The organism is Microbulbifer sp., assembly GCF_051659245.1.
Lineage (GTDB): Bacteria > Pseudomonadota > Gammaproteobacteria > Pseudomonadales > Cellvibrionaceae > Microbulbifer.
This window is the reverse complement of the sequence record NZ_JBOFOC010000034.1, coordinates 1-14,326: the sequence shown is the minus strand read 5'-3', so window position 1 is coordinate 14,326 and position 14,326 is coordinate 1. Positions and strand designations below refer to the sequence as shown.

Here is a 14,326-nt window from a genome sequence, read left to right as displayed (position 1 = left end):
CGGGCCATGCCCGCGAACAGGCCCCGATCGCGGGCCTGGCCCGCTCCTACAGGGTGGTTTCCTTAAGCCAATGCAGGTTCCCTATGAGTGAGTAGTTACCTTGCAAGGTAAATTTTCGAAACCCCGCATTTGCATCAGTCGCGTTGTGTTTTCTCTGGCCGGAAAACCCCCACATTGCGATAACCCTCGTCCATCAAATGCGCCGCGTGCAGCTGGCTCATCACCCCGCGGGCGCAGTAGAGGAGGTAGTGGCGGTCCCGGTCCAGGTTCCCGAAGGCGCTGCTCAGGCGGTAGAAGGGAATGGTCTCCACCCGGGTGCCGGGCAGTTCCAGCGGGTCCATCTCCTCCTCGGTGGGGTGGCGGATATCGATCACCACCGCGTCGCCGGGCTCGGTGGCAATCTCCACCGCCGGGGTCTCACCTTGCAGGTCCTCCATCACCCGGTCGATGTTCTGTACCGTGCGGCTGGCGACGGCGCGGTCGAGGATGGAGAAGTCGAAGCGGCCCTCTTCTTTTTCCACTTTGTCCCTTTTCGCGCGGGTGGTGGGTTTCACCGAGATGACCCCGCAGTATTCGGGCATATTCGCCGCGAACTCCTCGGTGCCGATCTCCCGCGCGGTGCGGATAATGTCGTTCTTGTCGCTGGCGATCAGCGGGCGCAGCACCAGGGTGTCGGTAACGCTGTCGATCACCGAGAGGTTCCTCAGGGTCTGGCTGGAGACCTGGGCGATAGCCTCGCCGGTGACCAGCGCGTCCACTTCCAGCTCTTCGGCAACGGTGCTGGCGGCGCGCAGCATCATGCGCTTGAGGATCACCCCCATATAGGAGTCGTCCACCCTCTCCAGGATCTCCGCCACCACCTCGTCGAAGGGCACGGTGATAAAGCGCACCCGGTGGGAGGTGCCGTACTTGTTCCACAGGTAGAAGGCCACCTCCTTCACGCCCAGCTCGTGCTGGCGCCCGCCCAGGTTGAAAAACAGGAAGTGGGTGCGGATGCCGCGCTTGATGGTCAGGTAGCTGGCTACGGTGGAGTCGAAGCCGCCGGACACCAGGGACAGCACCGGGTCCTGGGTCCCCAGGGGGAAGCCGCCGAGCCCCGGGGTCTGGGCCTCCACCACATTGAGTTTGTCGTGGCGGATCTCCAGCTTCACGGTGATATCCGGGTCCTTCAGCTTTACTCCGGCGGCGCCGGTGTGCTGGTTCAGGCCGCCGCCCACGTACTGCTCCACATCCAGGGACTTGAAGTCGTGGTTGCCGGTGCGCTTGGCGCGCACGCAGAAGGTCTTACCGGCCAGCTTGTCGCCCCACACCGACAGGGTCTTTTCATAGATGTCGTGCAGGTCGCCCAGGGGGAACTGGCGCACGCTGGAGAAGTTGGCGATCCCGGGGGTATGGGCCAACACCTCCTGGATGCGGCCGGACAGGTGGGCCACCGCGTCCGGGGCGATCACATCGATCTTTTCCCAGTCCTGGCGCACGCGGATGCGGTCGTCCAACGGTTTCAGCTGGCGCTGCAGGTTGTCCCTGAGCTGGCGCGACATGCGCTTGCGCACCGGGTTGCTTTTGATGGTGATTTCGGGGAAGAACTTGACGACGAAGTGCATGGAGATCCGGTCGGGTACCGCAATTGGATGAAAGCCGGGCATTATAAACCAGGTGGGCTTTCGATGGGTTGCACCATAAATGTGCATAATGCGGCAGCTGTGCGCCAGTTTGGGGCGCAACTCGCTGGCCGCCCGGACGCTTTGCATCTATTCTGCTCTGGTTGGTCCCGCGCGTACGGCCGCGGCCGTGGCGGTGTCAGCTGCGGCGCCATTGCCCCAATTTGGCACACTCTTTGCTTCCCTTGATGCCACAAGAAGGGCTATAGCGACAAATAACTTTTCAAGACCTGGAGGACTGTAATGTCAGCGAAAACGCTCGGTTTGATTCAAGAGAGTGAGGCGAAATGGGTAGACCTGCGCTTCACCGATTCCAAGGGGAAAGAACAACACGTATCCATTCCGACGTCGGAAATTGACGGCGAGTTCTTCGAAGAAGGCAAGATGTTCGACGGCTCCTCCATCGCCGGCTGGAAGGGCATCAACGAATCCGACATGATCCTGATGCCGGACGACGAGACCGCTTTCCTCGACCCCTTCACCGACGAGAGCACCGTGATCGTGCGCTGCAACATCGTCGAGCCGTCCACCGGCCAGGGCTACGAGCGCGATCCGCGCTCCATCGCGCTGCGCGCCGAGGAATACCTGAAGTCCACCGGCCTGGGCGACACCGCGCTGTTCGGACCGGAGCCCGAGTTCTTCGTGTTCGACGACATCACCTGGGGTGCGGAAATGGGCGGTGCCTTCTACAAGATCAACTCCGAGGAGGCCGCCTGGTCTTCCGGCCAGATCTACCCCGAGGGCAACATCGGCCACCGTCCCGGCGTGAAGGGCGGCTACTTCCCGGTTCCGCCGGTGGACTCCCTGCACGACGTGCGCGCCGCCATGTGTTCCGCCATGGAGCAGATGGGCCTGAGAGTGGAAGTGCACCACCACGAAGTGGGCACTGCCGGCCAGTGTGAGATCGGCGTGGCCGCCAACACCCTGACCAAGAAGGCGGACGAGGTACAGGTCCTCAAGTACGCGGTGCACAACGTGGCCCACGCCTACGGCAAGACCGCCACTTTCATGCCCAAGCCGCTGGTAGGCGACAACGGTTCCGGCATGCACGTACACCAGTCCTTCAGCAAGGACGGCGTCAACCAGTTCGCCGGCGACGCCTACGCGGGCCTGTCCGAGACCGCCCTGTACTACATCGGCGGTATCATCAAGCACGCCCGTTCGCTGAACGCCTTCACCAACGCCTCCACCAACTCCTACAAGCGCCTGGTACCGGGCTTCGAGGCGCCGGTGATCCTGGCCTACTCCGCGCGCAACCGCTCCGCGTCCATCCGCATTCCGTATGTGCCCAGCCCGAAAGGCAAGCGCATCGAAGCGCGCTTCCCGGACCCCACCGCCAACCCCTACCTGGCCTTCGCGGCCATGCTGATGGCGGGTCTCGACGGCATCAAGAACAAGATCCACCCCGGCGACCCGGCGGACAAGGATCTGTACGACCTGCCGCCGGAAGAAGTGGCCGAGTTCCCCACCGTGGCCTCCAGCCTGGAAATGGCCCTGAATGCCCTGGACGAAGACCGCGCCTTCCTCACCGAGGGTGGAGTCTTCTCCGACGACGCCATCGACGCCTACATCGCGTTGAAGCGTGAAGAGGTGGAGCGCCTGCAGATGACCACTCACCCGGTCGAGTTCGAGCTGTACTACTCCGTATAAGCTCGAAGGCATCACACTGCCGAAAAAAAGCCCGCGCCGCCCAGGCGCGGGCTTTTTTTTTCGAGGTAAACTAGCCTTCTTTATATCGGGACTCCCGGGGCAACCCTTGTAGGAGCGGCCCATGGCCGCGATCGATATCGCTATGAAAAAATTTTCCCTGTTCCTGGCACTACTTCTGGTCACCCCGCTACTGGCGCTCGCCGGCGACGACGGCACTGACGATCCCACCCCCGGCAACACCATCTACAAAACCGTCGGCCCCGACGGCCAGGTGATCTTCAGCGACACCCCCCCGGCGGGCAACAAGTCGGAAAAGGTGGAGGTGGGCCCCACCAACGTGCAGCCCATTGTCGCGCCCCGTCCACTGCCGACGCGCAAGCTGTCGCCCAGGGACCGCGACCGGCAGGACGACCAGGGGTCGTTCAATTTCACCATCGTCAGCCCGCAGAGCGGCACCACCATCACCCCCGGGCAGCGCTTTATCGTGCTGGAAGTGGCGGTGAACCCGGTGCCGCGGGACGGTTACCGGTTCTTCGCGGTGGTGGACGGCCGGCCTTGGGTGGGCAGCTCCTCCGGCACCAGCCTGGACCTTTCCGCCCTGGAGCGGGGTACCCATCAGATCCAGGCAGTGCTCACCGACCTCAGCGGCAACCCGCTGGCCCAGTCGCAGACCATCACCCTCTACGTCAAACGCCCCAGCGTGGACGTGCCCGCCAACCCCGCGCCCCAGGCGCCGCAGGCCCCCAGAGCCCAGCCCGCTCCCGCCCCCTGACCTTTTTATCTGTAGGAGCGGCGGGGCGGTCATGGGCGGATGGCCGCCCCGCCGCTCCTACAGGGCGCAAAAGGGGCTCCCACCCCTTCCTCTCCGCCCTCTTCTGTAGCGCCAGCTCTGGCTATTTTTTAATCAATGCACAATAATGGTGCAATCGCCTGCGTGCAGATTCGCTCTGGCCCAGCCTTTGCCCCCCTGCGCCATTTTGGTTTGCTTTTTGCACTGTCGTAGACAGTGGAGACGGGAAAGTTTTTTACATGCTCAACGATCGCCAATTGCGCCAGCTGTTGGACAACCTGACTTCTGCGGTGGTGGTGCTGGATGGCAGCCTGTTGCTCTGCTATCTCAACTCCGCCGCCGAGGACCTGCTCGCCGCCTCCAGCGCGCGGGTCAGCGGGCTGCCGCTGGAAGAAATAGTGCGCGAGTCCGCCGCCTCCCAGCGGGCCATGCGCGAGGCCCTGGCCAGCGGCCAGAAATACACGGTTCGCCGCGCCAGCTGGCGCTTGCACAACCTGGAGCAGTGCACGGTGGACTACTCGGTGAGCCCGGTGCCCGAGCTGGGCCTGCTGCTGATGGAAGTGCAGTCCATGGACCGCCTGTTGCGCATCGCCCGGGAGGACGCGCTGATCTCAGCCCAGGAGACCACCCGCAACCTGGTGCGCGGCCTCGCCCACGAGGTGAAGAACCCCCTCGGCGGTATCCGCGGCGCCGCGCAGCTGCTGCAGCGCGAACTGCCGGACCGGGAGCTGGCCGAGTACACGCAGATCATCATCGACGAGGCGGACCGCCTGCGGAATCTGGTCGACCGCCTGCTGGGCCCGCGCAAGCCGGCGCAGCTGAAGCCGGTCAACGTGCACGAAATTCTCGAGCGGGTGGCGCAACTGATCGACGCCGAGTGCGACGGCACCCTGGATATCCGCCGCGACTACGACCCCTCGATCCCGGAGATCCCCGCGGACAGTGAACAGCTGATCCAGGCGCTGCTGAATATCGCCCGCAACGCCATGCAGGCCATCGATGAGAGCATCGGCCTCGCGGCCGGGGAAATCGTGCTGTGCACCCGCATCCAGCGCCAGTTCACCATCGGTCGGCGCCACTGCCCGCTGGTGTGCCGCATCGAGATCGAGGACAACGGCCCGGGCATCGCCGAGGAAATCCGCGAGCGGATTTTCTACCCGATGATCTCCGGGCGCGCCGAGGGCTCCGGGCTGGGGTTGTCCATTTCGCAGAACATCATCAATCAGCACCGGGGGCTGATCAAATGCGACAGCCGCCCCGGGCAGAGCGTCTTTCAAATCTATTTGCCTTTGGATATCGGGAACTGAAATGAGCAATCGCGTTTGGATTATCGACGACGACCGGTCGATCCGCTGGGTACTGGAGCGCGCCCTGAGCCGCGCTGGTATTGAAACCAAGTGCTTTGAGAACGGCGACCGCGCCCTGGATGACTTCTACAGCGACTCGCCGGACGTGGTGATCAGCGATATCCGCATGCCCGGCGCGGACGGTTTCAAACTATTGCAGCGCTTCCAGGCGGAGCGGCCCGCGCTGCCGATCATCATCATGACCGCCCACTCGGACCTGGACAGCGCCGTGGCCGCCTACCAGGGCGGGGCCTTTGAGTACCTGCCCAAGCCCTTCGACGTGGACGAAGCGTTGGCGGTAACCCGCCGCGCCCTGGCCCACTCCAGCGAACAGCAGGGTGCCGGGCAGGTGGCGCTGGAGAGCGGCAACGGCAGCAAGGAAATTATCGGCGAGGCGCCGGCCATGCAGGAGGTGTTCCGCGCGATCGGCCGCCTGTCCCACTCCAATATCACCGTGCTGATCAACGGCGAATCCGGCACCGGCAAGGAACTGGTGGCCCAGGCGCTGCACAACCACAGCCCGCGCAAAAGCCGTCCGTTCATCGCCCTGAACATGGCCGCGATTCCCCGGGATCTGATGGAATCCGAACTGTTCGGCCACGAAAAGGGCGCTTTCACCGGTGCCAGCGCCCAGCGCACCGGGCGCTTCGAGCAGGCGGACGGCGGCACCCTGTTCCTGGACGAGATCGGCGATATGCCCGCGGAGACCCAGACCCGCCTTCTGCGGGTACTGGCGGACGGCGAATTCTATCGCGTCGGCGGCCACACCCCGGTAAAAGTGGACGTGCGCATTATCGCCGCCACGCACCAGGACCTGGAAAGGCTGGTGGAAGAACACAAATTCCGCGAGGACCTGTTCCACCGCCTCAACGTCATCCGTATCCATATCCCGCGCCTGGCCGACCGCCGCGAGGATATCCCGCGCCTGGTGCGCTTTTTCTTCAACAGTGCCGCCAAGGACCTGGGGGTGGAGCCGAAAATTCTCACCCGCGAGACCGAGGAATACCTCGCCGGGCTGGACTGGCCCGGCAACGTACGCCAGCTGGAAAACACCTGCCGCTGGATCACCGTGATGGCCTCCGGCCGCGAAGTGCACGTCGAGGATCTGCCCCAGGAACTGCACCAGCAGCCAGCCGCCGGCGAGACACCGCAGGACTGGCAAAAAGCCCTGCGCCTCTGGGCCGACCGCGCCCTGGCCACCGGCCGCCGGGAAATTCTCAGCGAGGCGGTGCCGGCATTCGAAAAGGCGCTGATCGAAATTGCCCTCAAGCATACCGCGGGGCGGAAAAGGGATGCGGCGGAGCTGTTGGGTTGGGGGCGAAATACCCTGACGCGGAAGCTGAAGGAGCTGGGAATGAACGGAGAGGAGGAGAGTGGTTAATTATTGCGCATGTCTCGCGTCCGATATTGACAGTCGGCACTGGTAGGGGAGGCATCGCACCGTTTCCATGGATCTTCCTCCGGTGGCTGTGAAATTGGACTCGATTTACGCAAAGCCGGTTAATTTATCGGCGACCAATTCCATAGCAAGTCGAGGTGACCATGTGCAAAGGATTGGCACTGGCTGTCCGCTGGACAGCCTGCCCGGTCTCGCCCGCCGCTACGATATTCCCACCCAGTCCCAAGAGACGAAAACAACAGGAAATAGGCGAACAGCAAAACGATTCGCCGTATCCCAATAACATTATTCAGTGGCGGATTCGCGACCACGGGAACGGCATCAATCCAGCTATTGAAGCTCGAAATATTGTAGAATGGCGTCGTTTGGGTGGCTGTCGGCAGATGGAAAGCAGTCGTAGAGTCGAAAATTACAGATAACAAGCGACGCGCGCCTCAGTTTGAGGTGGTTCAGCACAAGTCGTGAATAAGTTTCATTCCTGGTCCGCGAAGATGATAACCAGCAAGATCACCATCGCGGAACTAGCTGCACTGCGCATACCCCCTTTGCAGAAAATTTTATAAAAACATTGAACCGACGCCGAGCGGGTTGCGACCTACCGGTGACAGAGGTTCTTGCAGGGTGACCGCTGGATGGTTGTGTCCGCATTCCGACTACCGAAAACACTGGCGTTGCCGCTGCTGATCAGCAGTTGGCCGGCACTGTCTGTGCCTGTGGCACTGGCGCAGCCGGAAGCGCAGCTGAGCGCTCCGGAGGTCGACGATTTTTATCGGCCCCGTGAAAGACTGCGCCTTTCCCTGCCCGACGATATGGGAGCGGATGGCCCTGGCCAGCTGAGCCTGGAACTGGATGGCATGGACGTTTCGGCACTGGTCCAGTGGCGCGGGGCGGAGCTGGTTTACGTGCCGGTGAGGCCGCTTACCCCCGGCGCCCATGAATTGAGGGTGATGTTTTACGGCGAGCGCGGCCGCGTTCAGGAACTGGGTTACTGGACCTTTGAGGTTCGCCACTCGGCCCGTCTTCGGGAGCTTCAGGCCAACGGCCAGTTGAATCTTGCGTTCAGTCAGCGTGTCACCGAGCGCGACCGGGGCGGGGGGAGCGACCTTCAAGGGGGCGGCAATCTGGAGTCCGGCCTGAGTGGCGACAACTGGCGGCTGGATAGCAGCCTGGACTTGATCGCGGTGAACAATAAGGATCTGGCCATTGCCGGGCGGGAAGTGGACCTGGCACGTTTCAACCTGCGCGGTGAGTACGGCCGCTATCGGCTGGCCCTCGGTGACCAGCAGTTGGCCTCCGCAAGCTTGATCCAGGATGGCTTCGAGCGGCGCGGCCTGTCCACCGGTGCCCGGCTGCCCCTGTGGGACGGCACTCTGTCACTGTATCGGGCCGGCAGCCAGCAGCGGGTGGGCGTGGATGCCGGGTTGGGCACTGATGATGCCGACAATCGCCTGAGCGGCGGTCGCCTGGAGTTCTGGCCCCTGCGTGGGGACGGCGCGCAACTTATGGTGGCGGGAGGGCGCCTGTCCGGTCGAGTCGGCGAGCCGGACTACGGCAGTCTCTACCCCAGTCCCTACCCGCAGGATGCCCCGGACACCGACCCGGTGGTGCACGAAGGTGATGCCTGGAACCTGATCATGGATGGCCAGTTCTTTCAGCGGCAACTGCGTGTGCGGTTGGAGAAAGCCGGCAGTGAGTATGACTTTGACGGTGTCGACAGCGGCTTTGAATCCGAGCGGGACAACGCCTGGTCCGCGCTGCTGGTATTGAACCCCGCGCCGGGAGGCGAACTCGACTGGCGCCTCGGGCTGGAATCAAAAAAACTGGGCACCTGGTACAGAAGCCTGGCCAACCGGTACGCGCCCGCCGACAAGCAAATGGAGCGGGTTTTCTTCGATATCACCAGGGATAAATGGACCTGGGATGGTGGCTACGCCGTAGAGGACAACAACCTCTCCGAGCACGCCGACTACGCCATATCCAGAACCCGGCAATGGCACCTCAATACCCGCTATATGGATTACGATCTCCCCGAGTGGTCGCTGCTTGCGGCTTTGGGGCAGCCGAGTTACACCCTGTCGGTGGAGGGCGCCAGGTTGCGGGACCGGTACACACCGCAGGGCTATCTGGCGAACGACCTGGAGACCAGGCGCTACGCGCTGACGGCGGCCTTTACCCGGGAGCAGCTGCAGTGGTCGGCGGGTTACCATTACGACAGCCTGGAGGATGCCACCGGCTGGCAACCGGAGACCCGCACCCAGGCAACCCGGCTGGATGCGGGCTGGTATCCGAGTGGCCGGTACAGTCTCTTTGTCGGCTGGGAACTGCAGCACACCACCTATCCCGATCAGGGCGTCAGTACCGATCGGCATATTTACTCTGTGGATGCGAAGGCGGAATTTATCCCCGAACGGTTAACGGGCGGTCTCAATATGGGTCTGAACCAGACCAGTGCGAGAGACGACCCTTTCTTCGCCCAGTGGGACGAAACCACTTATATCAGCGCCCAGCTGAACTGGCGGATTCGGCAGCCAGCCCCCCTGAGTTCGGGTCTGGAGCTGATTGTATCCGTCACTCGCAACGACTACCGGGATCGCTTGTTTGCGGGCAGTTCACCGATCGATTCACCGGTCGATGGTTATCAGGCATTTATTGAACTGCGCTCCAGTCTGCCGGTGGCGTATCCGGGGGTGCGGCCATGAGAATCTGTCGTCTTGCCATTGTCTTCATTCTTGCGGTCGGGTGCGCCCTCCCCGCATCCGCCCAGGAACTGGAACTCTGCTCCTCCATGCAGCCCTGCCCGGCGCCCCGCCCGGTCACGGTGGGGGTGGAAAGCACCCAGCCCATTGTCTGGCGGGGCAGGACTTATTTCGCCGGCGACATTGCCTCCGATGTGGGCTTTTTTACCCTCGACGAGACGGCTTCGGGAGAGCGCCTGGGGGTTGTGCGTCGCCCCCTGATGGGCCGGCTGGCCGGGTCGGCGGACGGCCGGTTAGTGAGTTTCACCCTCAACGAAACCCTGACGGTTCCCGCGGAGGTGAGTCAGCGCGCAGCCGCTCTGGGCGCCAGCCAGCTGTTATACGTCCGCCAGTTCAGCATCAACGGTATGTCGGTCACCGGTGTGCAAACCATTCGGCTGTCCGCTTCATTGCCCAATGCGGCGCGCTCCCTGCGCGAAGGACAGGCCGTGACCGCCAGTGGCCTGATCGTCCGGCGGGTGGCACTGCGGTTTGACGACGGTGCCGCCGTGGCGTCGGTGGGGCGCGGCGCGCGGCTGCGGGCGTTGGCCGCCATCCGCTACGACCGCGCCGGGTTGCTGGAGGCGGTGTGGGAGGTGGCGACTCCGGCGACCACCCGCGGCCAACCGGTATTCCGCCGGCTGGATACGGTGCGCCAGTATCTGGGGGGCGGTCAGGAGGCTTCCCTGCAAAGCCCCGTGTTACCGACCGACGAAGCGGGGCTGTATTTGCTGCGCTTACGCCTGCTCCAGCCTTCACTCGAGAGTGACAGTATCGAATTGCGCTACCAGGTGAGTGGCAAGCCGACGGCGCCAGCGTTTGTGCCGGTGTTGCCCGTGAACAGTCCGCGGGCGGGAACGGCCCTCGACGCCGCGACGGAATTTCGCTGGCGGCCGGCCGCCGGTACACGGGCCTATCAATTGGAACTGTACGACCAGCCCCCGTCGGCAGCGGAGTCGGCCACATCGTCCGAACCCGGCACCGTCCCGGCGGAAATGACCGCAACACCCACTACGGGCATTCTGCTGCAGGGAAATACGGACCGCACCCGGTTATCTCCCACCGTGTTACACCGGTTGCTGCCCGGGCGAATTTATTACTGGCGAGTGAGCGCGGTGAATGCCGAGGGAGCCATTGTGGCCGCCAGTCCGATTCAGTCGATTCGCACCGAGGAGTAAGCCGGGCCAATCTATGGAATATTCAATACAGGATAGCGATGAACAGTTGTTACGTACCATGGCGGTCGGCGATACGGAGGCGATGACCGCGTTTTATCGCCGGCACGAAGCGCGTGTTTACCGTTATCTGTTGTCCAGGTTGAACGATTCGTTCACCGCCGCCGACCTATTGAATGAAGTGATGCTCGAGGTCTGGCGCTCGGCGGCCCGGTTCGCCGGGCGCGCCAAAGTCACCACCTGGATGCTCGGAATTGCGCACAATAAAGTGATGACCCACTGGCGCAAGCAGGGCGCGCGCGAGTTTACGGACCTGGACGATAACCTGACCGACGATACGCCGGCAGCGGATCTGGAACAGGTACTGGCTGCGGTGAAGGACGGCCAGGTATTGCGCGCCTGTATGCAAACCCTGTCGCCACCCCACCGGGAGATCCTGCACCTGGTGTTTTTTGAAGAGCTGGATTACGCGGAAATTGCCAGTATTCTGCAAATTCCCGAAGGCACGGTGAAATCCCGGGTGTATCACGCCAAAAACCTGTTGAAGAAACAACTGGCCAGAGCCATGAGGTCGCCATGAACAAAATTGATGAGCAACTGAATCTGTGGGCCAACGGCAGATTGCCGGAAGCGGAACGCGGGGAGCTCGAAAAAAAAATGGCCGAGGACCCGGCCCTGGCCCGGGAAGCTGAATTTTTACAGGCGCTCCGGCAGACGGTGCAGGACGAGCCGGCAACACCGCCGGGAGAACTCGGCCTGGCCCGTTTACAAAAAGCGATGCGCGAGGAGCGGGAAGAGGGACGGAAAGAAACCTTCGAGGCCCCGCCCCGTAAAAATTTCTGGAAACCTGTGGCGATTGCGGCCTGCTTCATGGTGGCGGTCCAGGCGGCACTGCTGTTGGGGCCGACGCCCTGGGAGGGAGGTACAGCGGTCGATGTGGGCCCGGCGTCAGGAGAGGGCGTAGCGGCGGGACCGCAGCTGCAAATCGTCTTCGCTCCCGAGGCGACCGCGGCGGATATTCAGGCGGCCGTGCTGAGTGTGAACGGCAGCATCGTCGCCGGGCCCAGCGCCCTGGGCGTCTTTCGGTTGGGATTACCGGAAGACGTCTCGACCGAGGCGGCGGTGGAGACCCTGCAGGCGTCTGAGTTTGTGGAAGAGGTGATTGCGCCGTGATGCCGGGGGCTGGCAGGCGGAGCATTTTACTCCTGTCGATCTCGCTGTTGTCGATTTGGTCGGGTCTCCCCATGGCGCAAGCGGCGGAGGACGATCCGGCCACTGAGACGCGCCGGGATGTGGACCTCGCGGAGCGTGAAAGGGCGGAGTCGGCGGTCAGCTCGCGGGAAACCGGGACCGAACCAGCGGACGCCGGAACTGAACAGCCGCGCCGGCCGACGCGCGAGCGAGAAGAAAAGCTGGACTCCACTCCGGTTCAACCGGGCGAGGCGGAACCGCGGCCTGAAGCGGTTGCCGATCAGAAGCCCGAGCCCAAGCGCAAACCCCCAGCCAAGCCCGAACCTGAGCCTGAACGCGAACCCCAACACGACCCCAAACCCGAGCCGGAGCGCGAACCCGAATCCAAACCCGAGCCCACCGTTGAGTCGAGCGCAGCGGATGCCGCCGAAACGAAAACGCCGGAAGAGGTCGAACCGAAATCCGCTGCCTCCGCGCCGAGCCGCCCGCCGATTCGGCGGGGCGGCAGCCTGCTGGAGCGTTCACCCCCGCCGCCCCCGCCGGTACCGCCACCGCGGCAAATCGCAGCCGCCGACCCGGAACCCGACAAGGATGCGCAGGATTATGAACCGGGTGAAATATTACTGGTGAGCGCCGATATGGCCGAAGCGCAATCGGCGGCCCGCCAGCTTCAGGCTTATCAGCTGCGAGTGAAGTCCCGGCAGCGCCTTGGCAATCTGGGGTTGGTGCTCAGCGTCTTTCGCCTGCCCCCGGGAGACAGCGCGCCCGCCCTGATGGCCCGCCTGCAAACGGAGTTGCCGGACCTGAACCTGGACACCAACCAGCGCTATCAGGCGCTCAATGCCCGGCGGCGATACGCCTATCGCTTGATTGCCTGGCCCGACCCCATCGGCTCCTGCCATCGCGACTTCCGCATCGGCATGTTGGATGCCCCGGTGGCGGACAAGCATCCGGCGCTGGTTAATGCGGCGCTGGTGCGACGCAACTTTGTGCGCGGCGAAGCGGCTTCTCCGGTACACGGGACCGCGGTGGCCAGTCTGTTGATCGGCGAGCCGGGCTCGCCGGCGCCGGGCCTGCTGCCGGGCAGCCGGTTGTTCGCGGCGGAAGTCTTCCGCCAGCGGGGCGAGACCACCGACACCACCACGGATACCCTGCTGGCCGCCCTGGATTGGCTGGCCGGGCGGGACGTGCAGGCCATTAACCTGAGTCTGGGCGGGGAGCACAACCGGGTGTTTGAACTGACACTGGAGCGACTGCTCGAGCGCGACATCCGGTTGGTGGCGGCGGCCGGCAATCGTGGGCCGGATGCACCGCCGGTGTTTCCCGCGGCGCAGCCGGGAGTGATCGCGGTCACTGCGGTGGATGCCGTGGAGCGACTGTACCCGGACGCCAACCGGGGCGATTACATCGACCTGGCGGCGCCGGGTGTGGATATCTGGGCGGCCGACGGCGAGGCTCCGGGCCGCTACCACACCGGGACATCCTTCGCCGCGCCTTTTGTGACCGCCGCGCTGTTGTTGGCGGATCACCGGGGTGTGGACCTGACCGGGACGGTGAAAGATCTGGGCCCCGAGGGGCGCGACGACCGTTTTGGTTGGGGGTTGGTGCAAGTGGCGGGAGGGTGTCGCTAGTCAGTGTACAAAGGGCAGCCTCAAATAATTGAAAACCTCTCTTCGGGCGTAGGGTGTCGCCGTACCCCAATCGCCTGACAGATTTTTGCTCCTCAAATTATTGTAACTGCTCACCCCTGTAGGAGCGGCGGGGTGATTCTCTTAGAGCCTGTTTACGATCTTCGTAGCAGTAGGGCCAGGAATGCCAAGTGGATGAACTGCAAGCTGGTGTTGAGCAGTTCTTCCACAGCCTCCGGCACTTTTCCAACCAAGCAAATGGGCGTTCCACCACCCAGCGCTTGGGAATCACCGCAAAGGTATGTAGCTCGCTGCGCTTGGCGACTTGCACCGTCGCGCCCAGCCTCTCATGCACAGTCTGGGCAAACGGCTTGCCAGTGTAGGCGCTATCAACCAAGACACTCTGGACTTGACCCAACCCTGGCTGACATCGCTCAAAGGCCTCCTTCCGATCTGTCACATTCGCTGTCGTCACCGCTACCGCATGCGGCAAGCCTTGAGTGTCGACGGCAATGTGGCGCTTGATTCCCGAACCTTCTTGCCCGCATCGTAGCCTTTCTGCTCGGCGCTATCGGTGTTCTTGACGCTCTGCGCGTCCACGATCAAGAACGAGCTGCAAGCGTTGCGCCCCTGTTTCGTACGGGCCACGCCAACCTGATTTTTTGAGTGCCCGCTCCAGCAGGCTCACCCCTTGCGCATCAGGCGCGTTCCATTTGGCAAAATACGAGTACACCGTTTGCCACTTGGGAAA

The 14,326-nt window shown here is 63.3% G+C and carries 10 protein-coding genes and 1 pseudogene; 9 read left to right on the top strand and 2 right to left on the bottom strand.

The features are described 5' to 3' along the window. Positions 1–134 precede the first annotated feature (134 nt). The gene (gene thiI / locus ACRC0P_RS03655; RefSeq protein WP_438628432.1) at positions 135–1,604 is read right to left on the bottom strand and encodes a tRNA uracil 4-sulfurtransferase ThiI; all 1,470 of its coding nucleotides are present in this window, start codon (positions 1,602–1,604) and stop codon (positions 135–137) included. A gap of 300 nt (positions 1,605–1,904) precedes the next feature. Here thiI and glnA point away from each other — a divergent pair, with 300 nt between their 5' ends. The 9 genes from glnA (at position 1,905) to ACRC0P_RS03610 (ending at position 13,578) form a co-directional block, all read left to right on the top strand. After that, the gene (glnA, locus tag ACRC0P_RS03650) at positions 1,905–3,311 is read left to right on the top strand and encodes a glutamate--ammonia ligase (protein WP_438628431.1); all 1,407 of its coding nucleotides are present in this window, start codon (positions 1,905–1,907) and stop codon (positions 3,309–3,311) included. A 121-nt stretch (positions 3,312–3,432) separates the two neighbouring features. Further along, on the top strand, positions 3,433–4,083 hold the full coding sequence (locus tag ACRC0P_RS03645) for a DUF4124 domain-containing protein (protein WP_438628430.1): 651 nt from the start codon (positions 3,433–3,435) through the stop codon (positions 4,081–4,083). 257 nt (positions 4,084–4,340) lie between these two features. Then, the gene (gene glnL, locus ACRC0P_RS03640; protein ID WP_438628429.1) at positions 4,341–5,408 is read left to right on the top strand and encodes a nitrogen regulation protein NR(II); all 1,068 of its coding nucleotides are present in this window, start codon (positions 4,341–4,343) and stop codon (positions 5,406–5,408) included. 1 nt (position 5,409) lies between these two features. Next, on the top strand, positions 5,410–6,828 hold the full coding sequence (glnG, locus tag ACRC0P_RS03635) for a nitrogen regulation protein NR(I) (protein WP_438628428.1): 1,419 nt from the start codon (positions 5,410–5,412) through the stop codon (positions 6,826–6,828). A 656-nt stretch (positions 6,829–7,484) separates the two neighbouring features. Continuing rightward, on the top strand, positions 7,485–9,545 hold the full coding sequence (locus ACRC0P_RS03630; RefSeq protein WP_438628427.1) for a hypothetical protein: 2,061 nt from the start codon (positions 7,485–7,487) through the stop codon (positions 9,543–9,545). Beyond that, positions 9,542–10,759 (top strand): hypothetical protein, encoded by a 1,218-nt coding sequence (locus ACRC0P_RS03625; protein ID WP_438628426.1) that lies wholly within the window; start codon positions 9,542–9,544, stop codon positions 10,757–10,759. The genes ACRC0P_RS03630 and ACRC0P_RS03625 overlap by 4 nt, the downstream gene beginning before the upstream one ends. Positions 10,760–10,772: 13 nt before the next feature. Beyond that, a complete protein-coding gene (locus ACRC0P_RS03620; protein ID WP_438628425.1) occupies positions 10,773–11,336 on the top strand; it encodes an RNA polymerase sigma factor in 564 nt (187 codons plus the stop codon). After that, the gene (locus ACRC0P_RS03615; protein WP_438628424.1) at positions 11,333–11,929 is read left to right on the top strand and encodes a hypothetical protein; all 597 of its coding nucleotides are present in this window, start codon (positions 11,333–11,335) and stop codon (positions 11,927–11,929) included. Before ACRC0P_RS03620 ends, ACRC0P_RS03615 begins: the two co-directional genes overlap by 4 nt. A 71-nt stretch (positions 11,930–12,000) precedes the next feature. Next, positions 12,001–13,578: a S8 family serine peptidase gene (locus ACRC0P_RS03610; protein WP_438628423.1), complete on the top strand. Its 1,578-nt coding sequence runs from the start codon at positions 12,001–12,003 to the stop codon at positions 13,576–13,578. Positions 13,579–13,730: 152 nt separating this feature from the next. Here ACRC0P_RS03610 and ACRC0P_RS03605 read toward each other — a convergent pair. After that, a pseudogene (locus ACRC0P_RS03605) lies at positions 13,731–14,326 on the bottom strand (IS5 family transposase); the annotation flags it as partial.